We start from the raw sequence: 15,403 nt of genomic DNA on the forward strand, positions 1-15,403 counted from the left end.
CGATTATTTATATTCTCTTCTTGATCGGTATATATAAATCGACTTTACATTTCCCATCCTTATCCTTAGCAGGATCATTCATACAGAATTCGAGGCATGGTCTATCGTCGGCATCATACTCACTATTGGGTAGCCATAGACTGAATACGTTTTGATAGGCGAGAACAAATTTTTCTATAGTGTCGTAGTATGGATATAAAGCATACATTCCACCAGAGAGTGTTTTGAATTCCACATGCTTCATATGTTTGTATCTCTCGAATCCACTGGGTAATGTAACACAAGCATCGTATCGACAAGCATATTCTTCTACAAGATTTCCATCATCCAACGATATTCCTATAAACTGATAGTTTTTTGGAGTAAGTCCCTGTTGGCTCGCCCAACGTCCCAACTTGTCCCAAGCAACACGAGTATCCAAATAACTCCCGACATGTCTAAGGTACGCCACTTCATGTTCTGGAAGCTCTTTGATTGTAATCATATTTTCCCACGCTCTTTTTAAGAGTTGATTTTCTCTATTTCTATTGTAATCCTGTAGAGGAGATAACTCTTCTTGCTTATTGCTGAAATGTAATGAGAAATTGCTTTTTTTCCTTACGCTATTTCTAACGTCACTTGGTGTTTTTCTGTAGTGTTTCCTAAAGAGGGCATTGAAGGTTGACAACGATTCGAAACCACATTGATTCGAAATTTCCAAAATGGTCTTATTGGTTTCAGCCAAATAATAAACAGCCTTTTGTAAACGCTCTTGATTTACAAATGCAACTGGAGTCACACCGACTATAGATGTAAATATTCTTGTAAAATGATATTTCGAAAAGTTTGAAACACCAGCCAATATATCGAGATTGAGTTTTTGATTACTATTTTCCTCTATGTATTTAATTACTTTATCAATTCTATCCTTATAGTCATTCTTCATTTATCGAATTCTCCAATTACTTTTGTATTAGACTACCAAAATTATACACCCGAAATGGAAAACATGGAGGTTACTCCTAATTTCTTTATCGTCTTTTTCAGCTTTATACAATTAAAACTCTTACACTGTGATCATTCCAACCAAGTGTCACAAAAAAATCGAGGGATTGCATGGTCAGATTCCTGCAAACCCCTCGACTCTTCGGTGCATATCCGTGCTTTTCTTTTACAAAATCTCTGCGTTTTTTAATGCATGGTCCCAACTCGGAAAATAAAACAATGCATTCCGCATTAACTCTGGATCATTCTGTTTCACTTGTTTTTTGCTAATTGTTTCTCCATTGGATCGAAGTTGCCTAATCCGATTAATTACTTCATCTGCTCCTAGTGTGATTTCCAATATACTCACTCCTATTTTGTTTATATCTCCTTCCATATTTTTCTCAATTGCGGTTAGTTCTATACAACAAGAGTTTAGCGGGATAGTGATAAGAAAAATTAACTAGGATATGAATCAAAGATTAGCAGAATCAAACCAACTCTGAAATAAACATAGGCGTGGCTCCATCCTCTTTGGAAAAGCCGCATTTATGATTAAAATCCACTGCACTCTGATAAGCCTATTCCTACACCCTGATAACTCGGATGGATAAGCATATAATGGAAATATACTGTCACAACACCATCGGACAGAGCATTTACTAGACCGACGAGCTTATCTCCATCCCAAGCTGCAACAACCGAATGAGATCCTTCAATCGCTTGTATAAGCTCATTGGATACTTTCCAGACTCCCATTCTACCGAAAGAAATAACTCTTGGAGAGCTTTCTTAGTGATATCCTCTTTGTTTGAAGCGTAATAAATACTCACCCTAAGCCTCCCCTTCATAAAAGGAATTACTACACAACTTCTCTTCTAATCTCAATATATCGTTAAAAACATGTATGGAAAATGGATTGATTGTAGAGGAGTTTGTATTTATTTCACAAAAATCTTCATCAGCTTATTATAGATAGGATTAACGATATAACCCGTTGGGTTGATCGAATACCTTTTGCCTGTATTCAACTGATCGATCTTTTCCATATCATCGCCGGTAAGCTCAAAATCAAATATCTGACTGTTTTCTTGTATTCGTTTAGGATTTGATGATTTTGGAATAATGATTACTCCCCGTTCCAAGTGCCAACGTAAGATGACTTGAGCCACCGTTTTATGATATTGATTAGCGATTTTTTTTAATTCTGGATGGTTCAGCAATGTTTTGTTTCCTTGACCAAGTGGACCCCAGGCCTCGTGCAATATCTGATGGTTATTGAGATAGGTATGCAGGCCATTTTGCGGGAACTCTGGATGTGTCTCAATCTGATTGATCATTGGTGGGATTTTGGAATGTTTTATTAATTCTTCCAGATGTTGAATCTCAAAATTCGCAACACCAATGACTTTGATTTTCCCTTCTAAATATAGCTCCTCCATGGCTTTCCACGATTCTATATAGTTAGGTGAGGCGAAATGGATTAAGTACATATCTAAGTAATCTATATTCAACTTTTTAGCAGTTTGCTCAAAGGCCTTCTTAGTGGCTTCATAACCATGATCCGTGTTCCAGACTTTAGAAGTAATAAAAAATTGTTCACGGGGGATTTGACTATTTCGAATCTCTCTCCCTAAAGCTTCCTCATTCCCATAAATTTTTGCGGTATCAAAATGCCGATAGCCTATTCGAATAGCCTCACTGATCGCTTTTGCAAACTCTTCTTCTTTCGTTATTTTGTAAACTCCAAAACCTAATTGGGGGATTTTGACTCCATTTATTGCTTCCACTACTTTCGTTTCTAAATTCATTTGACTGCCCCTTTTCTTTGATTAGTATCATTATATTCAAAATATTCTAAATATTTATTATATTAAGTTATCTCAAAAAAAGAGATTAACCCATTTTAATTCAATAAATCGGTTAATCTTACTTCTTTTAAATGATTCTGCATAGCTATCTCCGCTGCTTGTAGACTATCGGCAATTTTTTGTTTGACTTCGTCAACTTCTTTCCCCTGAAGTGTTACATCTGTATGAAGTTTGAACAACGCTTTTCCAGGTTCAACGGCCAGAAAAACATCCAATAATGTAATTTCTGATAAAGCCTTTGCCAGCAGTATGCCGCCCTTAGCCCCTTCTTTGGCAATAGTCAGTTTAGCATTGTTCAAATTGCGGATGACTTTAACCGTTGTTGGAACAGGGATATTTAACTGCTCAGAAATTACCTTGGTAGATAAAAAGTTATAACAGTGCTCCTCTGTAATACCGTGAATATAAAGCAATATGGAAATCCCTTGAGATAAAGCTGTAGAGTATGCCAAATAAATCATCCTAACTATCGTTTTTTCTAAATATACTATATATCTTTTATCTTTAGTTATCAATAAATTATTTTCTTGGTTTCTTATGTCCTTATGTCAATAAAATCCTCCACTGCGGTGCAAAGTTAATTTTCTTACATATTATAAGATAAAACCTCCGATGAAAGGAATTTAATACATGAAATATTTCGACATGCTGGCCAAATTAGGTATTGGTAATGCTCATCCTGGAGGATTTGCTGCAACTTTAAGGCAGTTAGAACAATTCCCTATACCCACTAACTCCCGAATTCTTGAAGTGGGTTGTGGCACAGGCAGAACATCTTGTTATTTAGCTGCTCAGGGTCATGATGTAGTAGGTCTAGATATTCGCCCAGATATGATCGCAAAAGCCAAAAAACGGGCTGAAAAAGAAAATGCAACATTAACATTCTTGGAAGGAGATGCAATTTCACTGCCTTTTCCTGACGAATCCTTTGATGTGATACTTGTCGAGTCTGTATCCATATTCACTGACACGGGGAAGGCTTTTTCGGAATATTACAGAGTTTTGCGGTTTGGAGGCCAACTATTTGACAGAGAAATGATCCAACGAAAACCCATGCCTATAGAAATCAACCAAGAAATCACTAAATTTTATCACGTTGATAGGCTATGGGACATTAAAGATTGGTCAGCCTTAGTACAAACAGTTGGATTTATTCGTTCACAGATAGAGGGTCCCTTCATGTTTCCTAAATCAAGTGAGGATCTTTTTGAGCATCCAGACTATTATCAACAAATTGATGTGGGTTCCTTTCTTGACCTCTCCATTTGGGAAATAATAAGTAAGTACAACAATATAATGGACAGTTATGAAGAATACATCGGATATATTCTTGTGATTGGAACTAAATAAATAGGTTGTTGTTCACCATACTACAAAAAAGAACAAAAGCCTAACAGTATAGGCTCTTGTTCTTGCTTAATACGCTTTATATGGTCTTGTTATTAAACAAAGAAACCAGCAGATAAAATGATTACCAACAAAATATAAAGAACCAAAATTGTAGTCGTAGAAGTAAATCCGTGACAAACTTCAGGACATCCCATTGATTTCCCCTCCTTTTTCTTCCTAAGACATGATATGCGCCGTCCGTTCTGAATGTATGGACTATAACCTAAATAACATGGAGGATTATATATGTCTAATTTTAACTCACAAAAATTAACCGTGAAACTCATTCCACCTGCCACTTCATTTGAATCCACTCACCCGCAATATAGACAAATCATTTACTATGGGACTCCACGACAATATTTAGAGCAATTATATCAAAAGTATGGAAATACTCCTTTCAGAAACATTACTTTGTTGGATATGAAGCAAGGAGATGTAAATGGGGACGGAACAATTGATAACATATATTTATACGGAAATAAACCAGAAGAAACTGGAATCTTTGCAGATCAGATCACTCTAGTTATCGAAGATGGTCATTCTAACAAAACTACAACGGTAAGTCTTCAATACAATGCGGGATATAATGCTAGGCTATTTCTGGGTGATTTTTCTAAGGATAACGTGTCGGATATTTTAATAAGTATTGATACTGGAGGAAGCGGAGGGTATGGCATATTCTATATGTTTTCCTTTAAGGATAACAATCTACGTGAAATGTTTAATGCTGAAAAATATAACAATGATTATAAATTCAATGTGAACTATGAGGATTTTTATAAAGTTAGTGTAGGTAACCCCCAATTTAACGTGCTATTTACTATAGATATTAGCTACAAAGGCAATGAATATTTATCACAGTATTACAACGAAAACAGTAAACTAAAACAACCGATTAAGGGAGAGGTGCTCGCTTTAGGTGCGTTATATCCCATTGTTACAAACGAAAGAAGCAATAGTTATGATTTACTTGCTGTTCAACGAATTATCGGCTCTACAAATTCGGATACAATTGGGTACGTAGAAAACCTTTTGACATGGGATGGTACTGGATTTAGATCATCAAGATTATCAGTAGCCATACTTGGTACTAATTTAATTACCCTTTACTGAATAATTAGCGGAATAACGAATACTTAGAATTATTGGTTTATTTTGTTCGTGGGCTTTGGTGAAAGCGTCGTCTCCCCAGGAATACCAATTCACTGGGTTATATGCATGTTGTAGTAGATATGGGGAGTGGGGTATGGCTCATTGTTAGTATTACTCCCTTGATGGCAAAAAGACACTAACGAGGGGTTAGTGTCTTTCACAAAGTTGGTGATATGATTTTAAAAGTGTTATTGTATGACTTTTTGAAGAAACGCCCTAATTATTGGGTGAACAATATTTTTAAATGCTGATCGTTCAGGCTGAAAAAGCGTCCCCATAAAGAAAGGATGATTAATTAGTTCCATAATACGAGTGTCACCCTCAGTATCAATTCCTGTAATTCGCATACCTGCTTTCTCTAACAGAGGAGCATACTCAGGGTTTAAACCATAATTACAAATCCCGTACTGTTCAACAATCTCAAGACCACCATAAATATCAGCAACCTTAGAGCCAGGTGTAAGTTTAAAAGTATGCGTTTTTTCACTTACCGAACAAGTGAGAGGAGCAACCAACATTAATGAGGAGGTAGGATTCTCCTCAGCATGATCTGCTTCTGAAAGTGCCAAAACATTTCTAGCAAACTCAATAATCATATGTTGAAAACCCCCACATGTTCCTAGAAAGGGTACATTATGTTCTCGTGCAAATCGGATACCATTTAACGCACCTTGCATACTCTTATAAGGACTAGCAGGCACGGTCCAAAGTGCTTGAAACGTTGCTAGTTTTTGTTCAAAACCATTCTCTAGTGAAGAAGTTGGTATCCACTCGATATCGATTTGACAACCAAGATCATCCGAAGCCAATTGAATAGCTTGAGGTATTGCGATATGTGTCATGACCATCATTGTGTCTATACTTTAAAGGTCAATGAAAAGTCCACCAATTTTTTAACCTGCAAAAAGGTGATAGCAACAACTTCATCAAAGTTTTCGTATATAATGTGTAGTCAAAAATTAACGAGGTGGATGATAGATTTGAAAAAAGATGAATTATATATTAATTTTCATATTAGGTATTTCACTGGTATTATCTGCATGTTCAAATACAAATTCAGATAATGAATCTGAATCTGTTTCAACAGGCTTACAAGGTAACGTAGATATAAAAGTAGAAGGTACAGAAACAATAGTCTTTTACACATTCAAAAACAAAAGCAAAGAAACGATAACAGTCATTGGAGGAGCAAGATATAAATTACTTAAAGATAATAATTTAATTGAAAAAGGTGGAGTTCCCATTAAGGACTATCTCAATTTAGAACCTGAAGAAGAATACAAAGATAAAAAGATATTTAATAATTTACAGTCAGGTTCATATTTAATAATAGTAGAATGGAATGAGACAGTTGTTACTTATGATTTCACATTGAACTAAAAAAAAGGCATCATGCGATTAAACGCATCATGCTCCTTTTTATGTTTTCCCATCCGATCAATTCATTATTGTTATGAGAAATATCTAACAATTTCTTTAATATTATTATCTTATTTGATGCATACTCTTGTGCTTCAAAACTCATATGCTTTTCTGCGAATCACTTCTATATTTTAATTTTATCTATTGCATGCTTAGTCACATAATAATATTTTTCCTCATCATCTTCTAAATAAAATTTAAATCCACATTTTTCCATTGCCTTTTCAGATTGATAATTATTTATAAAGTGTGAACATACAACAGCATCAATTTCTTCTTCATTAAGCAAATAAATAAGAATTCGTTTAATAACTTCTGGCATTAAACCTTGTCCCCAATATTCTTCTGTTAAAACAAAACCTATTTCTTTTGCATATTTAAACCTTTCTTGTTCGGGTTTGCATGAAGCCTCACATAATTCAAACCAACCAACAACTTTATTTAACTCTTTTAATTCAATAGCCCAAAAAACTACTTGGTCTAATTCTTTTAATTTCACTTTCCATGTTGAATCATCTGACGCAGCAATAAATTTCTCTAAATTCTTAAAACTATCCTCTTTACTAGTTTTAAGTCTAAATCCAGCTAAATCAGAAACTTTTTCATTAGATGAAATCTCATGAAAATCAACTAAATCAGAAACATTCCAATCTCTTAAAATTAATCTTTCACTTTCTAATTTCTTCATAATAACTATCATTCCTTTCACTAGGCAATAATAAAATCAAATTTCCATAAATGAGTCAGTATTCTACTTGTTCAGAATGAATAAACCCTTGCTAAAAAACAGCCCTCAAACCCGCATTCCACCGTTGCCCTCATAAATAAAGTCTTGCTACAAAAACAGGGTAATTCGAAGGTAAATCAGGGCAATGCGGAGCTAAAATAACGAAAGCTTTAGGTGTTAATTCGTAACACACAAGAAAGGAATCAATGTTTGCTTCGACGATATAGGAATATCCACCCAATGTACTTTTTGTAGAAATTTCTAGTAATCTTTTATAATTGATTATGAAACCTTCTATAGAATAGAATGTATTAGTTAAAGTAGAATAGAATGAACTAATTTCAAAGAAAAGGATGCGCATAAACAATGCAGTTGAAGATACCTCGCACTCTCAGCAAAAGATCTATACTGTTTTTCTCTTTGATTATGCTAGCGAAAAGTTATTTTGCCTGGTATTACTTATTCGAAGACGGGCCAACCTGGAGTACATGGTTCAAGGAAATCCCTTTTATTCTCATCATCTTCTGCTTGATTGAATGGTTCGCCACGAAACGGAAGATTTATATCTACATGCTCGTTAATCTATTAATTACTATTTTGTTCTTTTCCTTGATTGTCTACCATAATCACTTTGGCTTTATAGCTACTTCTCAAGTGATCGGCCAGGCCAAGCAAGTAGGAGCTGTCAAGAAGAGTATTTTTGCGGTCATTCATCCTCAATATATGCTTATTTTTCTGGATATTATTATCATCAGCCTCATTATGCTCAGCCGGAAGAAAGCGCTGGCCTGGAAGAAATCCATGTCACGCCCCAGCAACCGGAGGGTAGTCGCTGCCTTGTTCTGTATATCCTTGGCTATATGTATGATGAATATCTTCCCGAACCAGGCCAGTATGAATGAAAATGTCCAAGCCGAGCAAATGGGCATTCTGAATTACGAAGCTTACGCCCTGCTTGCTGATGAAGAGGAAGAGCAAATCGAGTTCTCCCAAATTACTCAATCTGTCATTGATCAGACTAAAAGCATTCAATCTCAGTCGAAACCGCTCTTATATGGAGCTGCCAAAGGAAAGAACCTGATCATTATTCAAATGGAGTCTTTTCAGAACTTCTTAATCCATTTGTCGATTGATGGACAGGAAATCACTCCGAATATGAATAAGCTTGCGGACAGCAATATCTATTTCCCCCGATTCTTCCAGCAGGTCGGGCAAGGCAACACCTCCGATGCTGAATTTATCGTGAACACTTCCTTTTATGTTCCACCGGATGGTCCTGCTACGGAGTTATATGCTCCCAAAGAACTTCCAAGCTTACCTAAACTTCTTGAGGAGCAAGGTTACGACACCGCTACCTTTCATACGAATGAAGTTGATTTCTGGAATCGTGGTGAGCTATACAGGGCGCTGGGATTTAATCAGTACTATGACAAGGCCTTTTTCGGCGAAGAGGACACTGTATTTTATGGAGCGTCCGACGAAGTACTGTATTCGAAGACAGCTGCTGAACTGGCCCGAATGAATGACAGCAACGAACCTTTCTATTCGCAGGTTATCTCGATGTCATCGCATAATCCGTTCACCATTCCGGAAAGCAAATACCAAATGCAGTTGCCCGAACGATTCGAGGGGACCTTCATTGGTGATTACATTCGAGCTCAGAATTATGCAGATTACGCACTTGGCCAGTTTATAGCAGAACTCAAGCAGAACGGTGTATGGGATGACAGCCTAGTCGTACTGTATGGCGACCATCGCGGACTCCCGATTTTCTCGTTGGAAGATGAAGATGAGGACTTAATGAAGGAAATCCTGGAACATGAGTACACAGAGCGCGATCTAATCAATATTCCACTAATAATAGCTTCTGGTGGAGTTTCGACTCCAAGCGTTAAGAATCAATTAGGCGGACAGGTTGATATTCTACCAACGGTATCGAATTTATTAGGCGTTTCCCTGGAGAACCATATTCATTTTGGACAGGATTTGATGAATCAGACCGCCTATAATTTGCTGCCACAGCGTTATTATTTGCCTACCGGATCATTCGTTAATAACGAAGAGCTATTCTTATCCGGTAGCGGGTTCGAGGACGGCCGGCATTATACATTATCTGGCGACGGCAACAAACCCCTTAAATCTACAGAAGATGAATTCAACCGTGCGCTAGAGCTCCTACACCTGTCCGACAGTTATGTGACACAATTACCAGACAGAGAAGTTAAAGAATAAGGCAGCTTGGAATATTCTCCTCCCGGCTATGACAGCAGTGTAAGACACAACCACCTCCACCTCGCAGCGATGAGGCAGGGGTGGCTGTTTAGTTTTTTGCCCATATCAGATGAACCGTGTTAAGCCAGTAGAATTCCACCTTATTGATTTCAAGACCTGATTCTCTGATTAATTCTAGAATGTTTCTTGTGTGATGACATCCATAAACACGGTATAAGAGCGGATTCAGTGCTTTTTGGGCAGCCGATACTGCAAAGTTCGAACTAATCCCGTGCTCCAGCAAAAGGATTTGCCCGTCCGGTTTGGACCACCGTTTGATTTTATCCAACACCATTAAGGGATTGTCATAACTGCAAAAAGATAACGTAGAAACAATAGTATCGAACGAATGATCTGGAAAATCCATTTCTTCAATATCTGAACAAATACAATTGGCCTCTATCCGATGATATTTTGCGGCTCGTTTTGCTTTCTTAAGCATAACCTTACTAAAGTCAGTTGCAGTAACTTTTACCCCAGGAGGATAATACGGGAAATTAGCACCTGCCCCCACTGCAAGTTCAAGCACCTCTCCCTTTGCATGACTAACAAGATGCTGCCGCCAACGTTTTTGGTTTGGGTCCCCTGTTTTTTTCTCATATTGGGTTGCTTGCTTATCGAAGACACGTATTAATTTCTGCTTCTCCACTGTTCTACCTCCTTACAAAATGTATGTGCACTCTTAAAAAAGCTTTTTTGACAACCAGCAGTTGTCATATCTGTTAACTATAATTGGTAGTAAGCTGGAGACGGGTTCGATATCCTAATACCAAGAGGTGAAGAAAATGAAATTTCAGGATAAACTGCAGATTTTGCGGAAAGAAAAGGCACTGTCTCAAGAAAAACTGGCTGAACTCATCGGGGTTTCGAGACAAGCGGTTGCTAAATGGGAGGTTGGACTATCCTACCCGGATATGGTGAACCTTATCGGTTTAAGTGATTTATTCCGGGTCAGTATTGATCATCTGGTCAAAGAGCATACCGATGAAAATTGCCTGTTTGACAGCGTCCAGAACCATTTGCAATCGGATAATTCCATTATTGATTTTCTATGCCGGGCCAAGAAATCCACTTATGCCGCAAAAGGAGCGGAGACCGAACCTTCCAGACCCGGGTCCCATGACTTGCATTATACTGAGGGACTGCTTAGCTATATTGATACCTATCTGGGTGGGGAGAAGTTTGCCGGTGAAGAAGCCATGTGGTTGGACAATCAGCCTTTCTGGTCCATGAATTATGCCGGACGTATCCTTGCCGAAGGCTTCAGCGGCGATTTTCTGAAAGAAGCTCTGAGCCTAGTTCCTCAGGAATATCCGTATCGGGGGCCCCTGCTCCACCATAATGGAGATTACACTTATCATTGTATGGTAACCGGGAGGTTTGAATGGTTCCAAGGCTATGAAGAGATCTTCTGTAATGGCAAAAAAGTCTATGAATGTATGTTCCACGGCGGGAGTATTAAATGACAAACTGTCTCTAAATTGTTCAAAATCTTAGTATCTGAATGTTAATATTCCTGCCTTTTTTATGGTTTGGTCCCCTGTACAATCGCTAACCTCTAGAAGGCCAGATATCCCTTCCATTTCAACTTTATGGCTTATTGAGATTCCCTTACACTGGTATTTTTTTATAACGTTATCAACAGAATAAGGATCTCTAGATGAATCTATACTAAATGTCACTTCTGATCCAGTGGAGATAAAATCATAAAAGATATAACTACCCTCAATTGTTGGAACAACTGCTATAAGATAATCGAATTTTCCCTCATTAAATCTCGAAACAAATTTCTTCATCCGTATTAAATCAGATCTATCTAAATTGATTAATACGTTGTCGGGCCCCTTACTTTTAAAATTCATAGAAAATAGAAATGCAATTACAACCACTAGAGTAATACTGACCATAACAATCTTTGTTTTCAACTGATTTATCAAACCTTTCGTAATATAACGTATGCAACATTCCCCAGGACCATAAGACTGCAGAAAACTGTCAAGTTACCCGACTCAAAAGTTAGAATAATTTGATTATGTATGTAGAAATTGCAAATTACAAATCCACGGGCATGAAATTTTCAAATGGGGGCAAAGTTTATTTTCTTTCATATCATAAAAAAGAACAAAAGCCTAGAATATAGGCTTTTGTTCTTGGTTTATTCGATCTTGCTATTAAACAAAGAAACCAGCAGATAAAATGATTACCAACAAAATATAAAGAACCAAAATTGCAGCCGTAGAAGTAAATCCGTGTCCAACTTCAGCACAACCCATTGATTTTCCCTCCTTTTTGACTTCCTAAGACATGATATGCACCGTCCTTTCTAAATGAATGGACTATAACCTAAGTAACTTCTCCACCTTCGTATATCACAAATTCAACTTTATTATCAAACTCCGCAACATACTTGTTCATCATAAATCCTTTCTACAATTATTCTGCGACGATTTCAACCATCACCAATTAATTTAACGTGTGTGTTTATCAAAACGTTTTTTTGCAAAGTACAGAATCCCAGTGTTTACGAGTACATTAACTGCAAAAGCGATTCCATAAATCATTACACCAAAGAGTTGTGCTAAACCATCTTGAACATATGAAAACCACCAAAGACACGCCATTCCATATAGAAGAACAGCCAAACCTATTGACTGAAACAAGGACTTAGCAAAGGTTTTCTTTCTTCTTCCTATTACTATTGTTAAAATAACTACCAAACCAAATACTAAGCCCATCACACCACAGTACAATAAACTTTCGATATCCACTTTTCTCAATGGCAATAGCACCCTCTTTTTGAAAAGACTTGTTTATTACTTAATTCCAAAAATGTATGAATAGTGAATTGGTTTCCTCATCTAATCTTAACGCTTAATCTCTGGGTCGAAAGTACGAATTCGAGCTGAAAGGTATTCTAAACCTCAAGTAATGGGTAAAAATCTCTATTAACTCTGGAGATGAGGTTCAGCTATGAAAAAAGTCATCGGCATTGCAGTGTGCATTGCGTACATAATCGGCATGTTAGAACTACAACCTGCTACAGTAAACGCGAAAGAGGCCTATACAGCCAAAATATATGCGAACTCCTTGAACGTACGCAGCGAGCCCGCCGCAAATGCTGCCGTAACAGGATCTTTAAAAAACGGCACAATCGTTACAGTTACCGATGAAAAGCATGGGTGGATGAAGGTGCAAGCTGGTAGGAGCTCAGGCTGGGTGGCCGGCTATTACTTGAAAAGGGTCAGTAGCTCCGCAGGTAGTACCGGATCAACCTCCACTGGTTCGCCAATCGTAAATGTGAATCATTTTACCGGTGGCAACAAATCTACGAAAGCAACTGTAATAGCCGATTCATTACGTATCAGGAGAGGTCCGGGAACCACCTATAGTGTGCAGGGGTCTTTGAAGGCTGGTGATTCCATAACACCGCTTCTTAGTCAGAACGGATGGATACGGATTCGCACCAATAGTGGTGAAGTGGGTTGGGTGGCAGCACAATATATCCGCAGCGGGTTTTCTCAGGGCACAGCAATACATTCTGTAAAGTCCTCGGGTAGTATAAGGGGGAAACTGATTGTCATTGATCCCGGGCATGGCGGCAGCGATCCGGGAATGTTAGGTACTACCCATAACACGATGGAAAAAGACTTGAATCTGCAAACAGCCCTTTACGTCCGAGATTATCTATTGGCTAGAGGCGCTCGGGTAGAAATGACCCGTACTACTGATCGGAAAGTCGCCTTATCCCGGCGTGTAGGGGTTAGTGAATCACTGAACGCCGATGCTTTTGTAAGTATTCATTACAATTCCTCACCTAAAAAAGTATCCGGTTTGTTAACCTTCTATCATTCGGAGACAGATCTGTTGCTGGCCCGCGCGATTGAGACCCGTCTTGGACAAGGCGTAGGTCTGAAGAGCAACGGATTGTCCTTTGGCGACTACCACATCCTGAGAGAGAACAGCACCACAGCAGCCCTAATAGAGCTCGGGTTTCTATCGAATCCAAAGGACGAAGCCATCGTTCGAAAATCCTCCTATCAGAAAAAAGCAGCCAAGGCCATCGCCGTTGGACTGGCCGATTATTTCAAACGTTGAAATGGCTTAGCTGCAAGGAATTATGCCCTTTAACGTTAATAGGCCGCTGATCATTAGCGACCTTTTGTTATTGGACTCTCGTTTACCGTTAATTGAACAACATTTACCGATAAGAATCATGTGTTGGATGAAACAGGTCTTCCTCAGAAGTTCTAACCATAGAGAAGTGTTCGACATTGTAGTGCCCATGTAACGTATTATTATGATGCTTAATGATTTGCTCTGCGCTTATAACATCATTGTCTGTTGTAGAATGTCCATCGCCTACTAATGTGACATCCAAGTTACTCACAGTAGCAGTTCTGACTGCAGTATCAATACAGTACTGAGTTTTACAGCCCATGATGACTACATGTTCGACTTTTTTATCTTTTAAATATTTTAGAAGTCCTGTCCCATGAAAAGAATTTGTTGCTAACTTATCAAAGATGGTTGCACCCGTGGGCATCTGGATTTCAGTATGCACTTGAAAACCTGTACCTTTTCCCTCGGATACATCGAGATCCCGAACAAACACCACTTCCACATTAGCCTCTATTGCTTTTTTAATCACAATATTAATATTCTGGATAAGCTGGTCTTTATTAAATACAGCACTTTCTTTTTGATTCCCATCCATTAATTCCTGTTGGGCATCGATGATTAATAAGGCTTGATTAAATTTCATTATATCTTCCTCTCTTCTGTTCGTTAATGAAGAAATGAACCGAAATAATATTCCAGCGCTTCTTGTGAATATCCGTCGTTTCCCTGCCAACCTGCTACAGAGTTAAAATCATTATATCCACCTCGAAGCATGCGGGGCGTATCACGCTGGGTAAGTAAACCCGCATATCCCCATATTTCCATGATCACATCCCTTTCGTACTTGCTTGAGGGGATTACATCCTTCCAATGTTTCTCTAAACTCCGGGCACCTTCATAATCCCCACAGTCCTGAATCACTTTGGTCATTTGGTGGAGTATGGCAACATCCTCTATGGTAGGTGTGAAGTCTTCTTCTTTGTTGAACAATTCGAGATCCAGCCAACAGTATAAAAGATTGTTCAAACGGACGCCGCCCCATTTGACCCGCTCGAAATTCAGCACATTCAAATCCTCATTCACATATTCATGTTCTGACATTAACCCGTGGAAATTGCAATCCCCGCAATTACTATAATTAGGTAGTATTACACTTCGTTCTCCGTACGAATGTAAAGGTAACCTAGAGGTTAAAGCCCAACTTGAAAGGGCGCTCCGCAAATAGGTTTTTTTCGTAGAAAGACTGTGCAAAAACGCCGAGGCAACACGTTCTTTAGTAATTTCCAAGTGTAATTCTTGAAGCCGTATAACCATTTTATCATGACTAATAGTTATAGGATCGAACATCAGTCCTTTATTTTGGCATCGTCGAAATCTTCACCAGCAAAGGGATCCGGTCGATCTTTCCAACCCTTGGAGGACCAGAAGGTATTCAACAGTACTTTTTTCGCTTTTTTATCCACTATAGATTCACCTCTTTTCGAAT

General features: G+C 38.1%; 19 protein-coding genes and 1 pseudogene. 6 read left to right on the forward strand and 14 right to left on the reverse strand.

Features of this window, described 5'->3' with window-relative positions:
- Window positions 1-7: 7 nt before the first annotated feature.
- The 5 genes from PWYN_RS23180 to PWYN_RS23195 all read right to left on the reverse strand — a co-directional run bounded on the left by PWYN_RS23180 (window position 8) and on the right by PWYN_RS23195 (window position 3,349).
- On the reverse strand, window positions 8-925 hold the full coding sequence (locus PWYN_RS23180) for an AraC family transcriptional regulator (protein ID WP_036656770.1): 918 nt from the start codon (window positions 923-925) through the stop codon (window positions 8-10).
- 593 nt (window positions 926-1,518) lie between these two features.
- Complete coding sequence (locus PWYN_RS30475; RefSeq protein ID WP_338049243.1) at window positions 1,519-1,692, reverse strand: GNAT family N-acetyltransferase; 174 nt, start codon at window positions 1,690-1,692, stop codon at window positions 1,519-1,521.
- The gene (locus PWYN_RS30150; protein ID WP_240479816.1) at window positions 1,626-1,796 is read right to left on the reverse strand and encodes a hypothetical protein; all 171 of its coding nucleotides are present in this window, start codon (window positions 1,794-1,796) and stop codon (window positions 1,626-1,628) included. The genes PWYN_RS30475 and PWYN_RS30150 overlap by 67 nt, the downstream gene beginning before the upstream one ends.
- Window positions 1,797-1,904: 108 nt before the next feature.
- On the reverse strand, window positions 1,905-2,774 hold the full coding sequence (locus PWYN_RS23190) for an aldo/keto reductase (RefSeq protein WP_036656772.1): 870 nt from the start codon (window positions 2,772-2,774) through the stop codon (window positions 1,905-1,907).
- Window positions 2,775-2,869: 95 nt separating this feature from the next.
- Window positions 2,870-3,349, reverse strand: a complete 480-nt coding sequence (locus PWYN_RS23195; protein WP_205622786.1) for an RrF2 family transcriptional regulator — start codon at window positions 3,347-3,349, stop codon at window positions 2,870-2,872.
- Window positions 3,350-3,464: 115 nt separating this feature from the next.
- Here PWYN_RS23195 and PWYN_RS23200 point away from each other — a divergent pair, with 115 nt between their 5' ends.
- Both PWYN_RS23200 and PWYN_RS23205 read left to right on the forward strand, forming a co-directional pair.
- Entirely contained in the window at window positions 3,465-4,184 is a 720-nt protein-coding gene (locus PWYN_RS23200) for a class I SAM-dependent methyltransferase (RefSeq protein ID WP_036656778.1), read from the forward strand.
- Between the two features lie 285 nt (window positions 4,185-4,469).
- Window positions 4,470-5,339: a VCBS repeat-containing protein gene (locus PWYN_RS23205; protein WP_240479817.1), complete on the forward strand. Its 870-nt coding sequence runs from the start codon at window positions 4,470-4,472 to the stop codon at window positions 5,337-5,339.
- Here PWYN_RS23205 and PWYN_RS30355 read toward each other — a convergent pair.
- Both PWYN_RS30355 and PWYN_RS23210 read right to left on the reverse strand, forming a co-directional pair.
- Window positions 5,322-5,474, reverse strand: a complete 153-nt coding sequence (locus PWYN_RS30355; RefSeq protein ID WP_084146907.1) for a DUF255 domain-containing protein — start codon at window positions 5,472-5,474, stop codon at window positions 5,322-5,324. The two genes, PWYN_RS23205 and PWYN_RS30355, sit on opposite strands and share 18 nt — an antisense overlap.
- Window positions 5,475-5,566: 92 nt before the next feature.
- Window positions 5,567-6,229, reverse strand: a complete 663-nt coding sequence (locus PWYN_RS23210; protein WP_036656780.1) for a CTP synthase C-terminal region-related (seleno)protein — start codon at window positions 6,227-6,229, stop codon at window positions 5,567-5,569.
- A gap of 139 nt (window positions 6,230-6,368) precedes the next feature.
- On the opposite strand from PWYN_RS23210, the gene PWYN_RS23215 reads away from it, so the two are divergent.
- Window positions 6,369-6,758 (forward strand): hypothetical protein, encoded by a 390-nt coding sequence (locus PWYN_RS23215; protein WP_036656783.1) that lies wholly within the window; start codon window positions 6,369-6,371, stop codon window positions 6,756-6,758.
- Between the two features lie 166 nt (window positions 6,759-6,924).
- Here the strand turns inward: PWYN_RS23215 and PWYN_RS23220 are convergent, their stop codons facing one another.
- Window positions 6,925-7,488, reverse strand: a complete 564-nt coding sequence (locus tag PWYN_RS23220; RefSeq protein ID WP_036656785.1) for a GNAT family N-acetyltransferase — start codon at window positions 7,486-7,488, stop codon at window positions 6,925-6,927.
- Window positions 7,489-7,893: 405 nt separating this feature from the next.
- Between PWYN_RS23220 and PWYN_RS23225 the strand changes: the two genes are divergently transcribed.
- On the forward strand, window positions 7,894-9,759 hold the full coding sequence (locus PWYN_RS23225; protein ID WP_052088329.1) for an LTA synthase family protein: 1,866 nt from the start codon (window positions 7,894-7,896) through the stop codon (window positions 9,757-9,759).
- Window positions 9,760-9,847: 88 nt separating this feature from the next.
- Here PWYN_RS23225 and PWYN_RS23230 read toward each other — a convergent pair whose 3' ends face one another.
- Entirely contained in the window at window positions 9,848-10,447 is a 600-nt protein-coding gene (locus tag PWYN_RS23230; protein WP_036656788.1) for a class I SAM-dependent methyltransferase, read from the reverse strand.
- A gap of 136 nt (window positions 10,448-10,583) precedes the next feature.
- Between PWYN_RS23230 and PWYN_RS23235 the strand changes: the two genes are divergently transcribed.
- Window positions 10,584-11,264: a DUF5680 domain-containing protein gene (locus PWYN_RS23235; RefSeq protein WP_036656792.1), complete on the forward strand. Its 681-nt coding sequence runs from the start codon at window positions 10,584-10,586 to the stop codon at window positions 11,262-11,264.
- Window positions 11,265-11,291: 27 nt separating this feature from the next.
- On the opposite strand, the gene PWYN_RS23240 is transcribed toward PWYN_RS23235, so the two are convergent.
- The 3 genes from PWYN_RS23240 to PWYN_RS23245 all read right to left on the reverse strand — a co-directional run bounded on the left by PWYN_RS23240 (window position 11,292) and on the right by PWYN_RS23245 (window position 12,575).
- Window positions 11,292-11,723, reverse strand: coding sequence for a DUF4362 domain-containing protein (locus tag PWYN_RS23240; protein WP_157261249.1), 432 nt, complete (start codon window positions 11,721-11,723; stop codon window positions 11,292-11,294).
- A gap of 246 nt (window positions 11,724-11,969) precedes the next feature.
- Window positions 11,970-12,071: a sporulation protein YjcZ gene (locus PWYN_RS29695; protein WP_084146909.1), complete on the reverse strand. Its 102-nt coding sequence runs from the start codon at window positions 12,069-12,071 to the stop codon at window positions 11,970-11,972.
- A 195-nt stretch (window positions 12,072-12,266) separates the two neighbouring features.
- Complete coding sequence (locus PWYN_RS23245) at window positions 12,267-12,575, reverse strand: hypothetical protein (RefSeq protein ID WP_157261250.1); 309 nt, start codon at window positions 12,573-12,575, stop codon at window positions 12,267-12,269.
- Between the two features lie 193 nt (window positions 12,576-12,768).
- Between PWYN_RS23245 and PWYN_RS23250 the strand changes: the two genes are divergently transcribed.
- Complete coding sequence (locus PWYN_RS23250) at window positions 12,769-13,893, forward strand: N-acetylmuramoyl-L-alanine amidase family protein (RefSeq protein WP_036656799.1); 1,125 nt, start codon at window positions 12,769-12,771, stop codon at window positions 13,891-13,893.
- A gap of 103 nt (window positions 13,894-13,996) precedes the next feature.
- Here the strand turns inward: PWYN_RS23250 and PWYN_RS23255 are convergent, their stop codons facing one another.
- Both PWYN_RS23255 and PWYN_RS23260 read right to left on the reverse strand, forming a co-directional pair.
- Window positions 13,997-14,560 carry a cysteine hydrolase family protein gene (locus PWYN_RS23255; RefSeq protein ID WP_036656802.1) on the reverse strand — a complete coding sequence of 188 codons (564 nt, stop codon included), beginning with the start codon at window positions 14,558-14,560 and terminating at the stop codon, window positions 13,997-13,999.
- Between the two features lie 23 nt (window positions 14,561-14,583).
- A pseudogene (locus tag PWYN_RS23260) lies at window positions 14,584-15,380 on the reverse strand (hypothetical protein).
- Between the last annotated feature and the right edge of the window lie 23 nt (window positions 15,381-15,403).

The organism is Paenibacillus wynnii (assembly GCF_000757885.1).
GTDB lineage: Bacteria > Bacillota > Bacilli > Paenibacillales > Paenibacillaceae > Paenibacillus_AQ > Paenibacillus_AQ wynnii.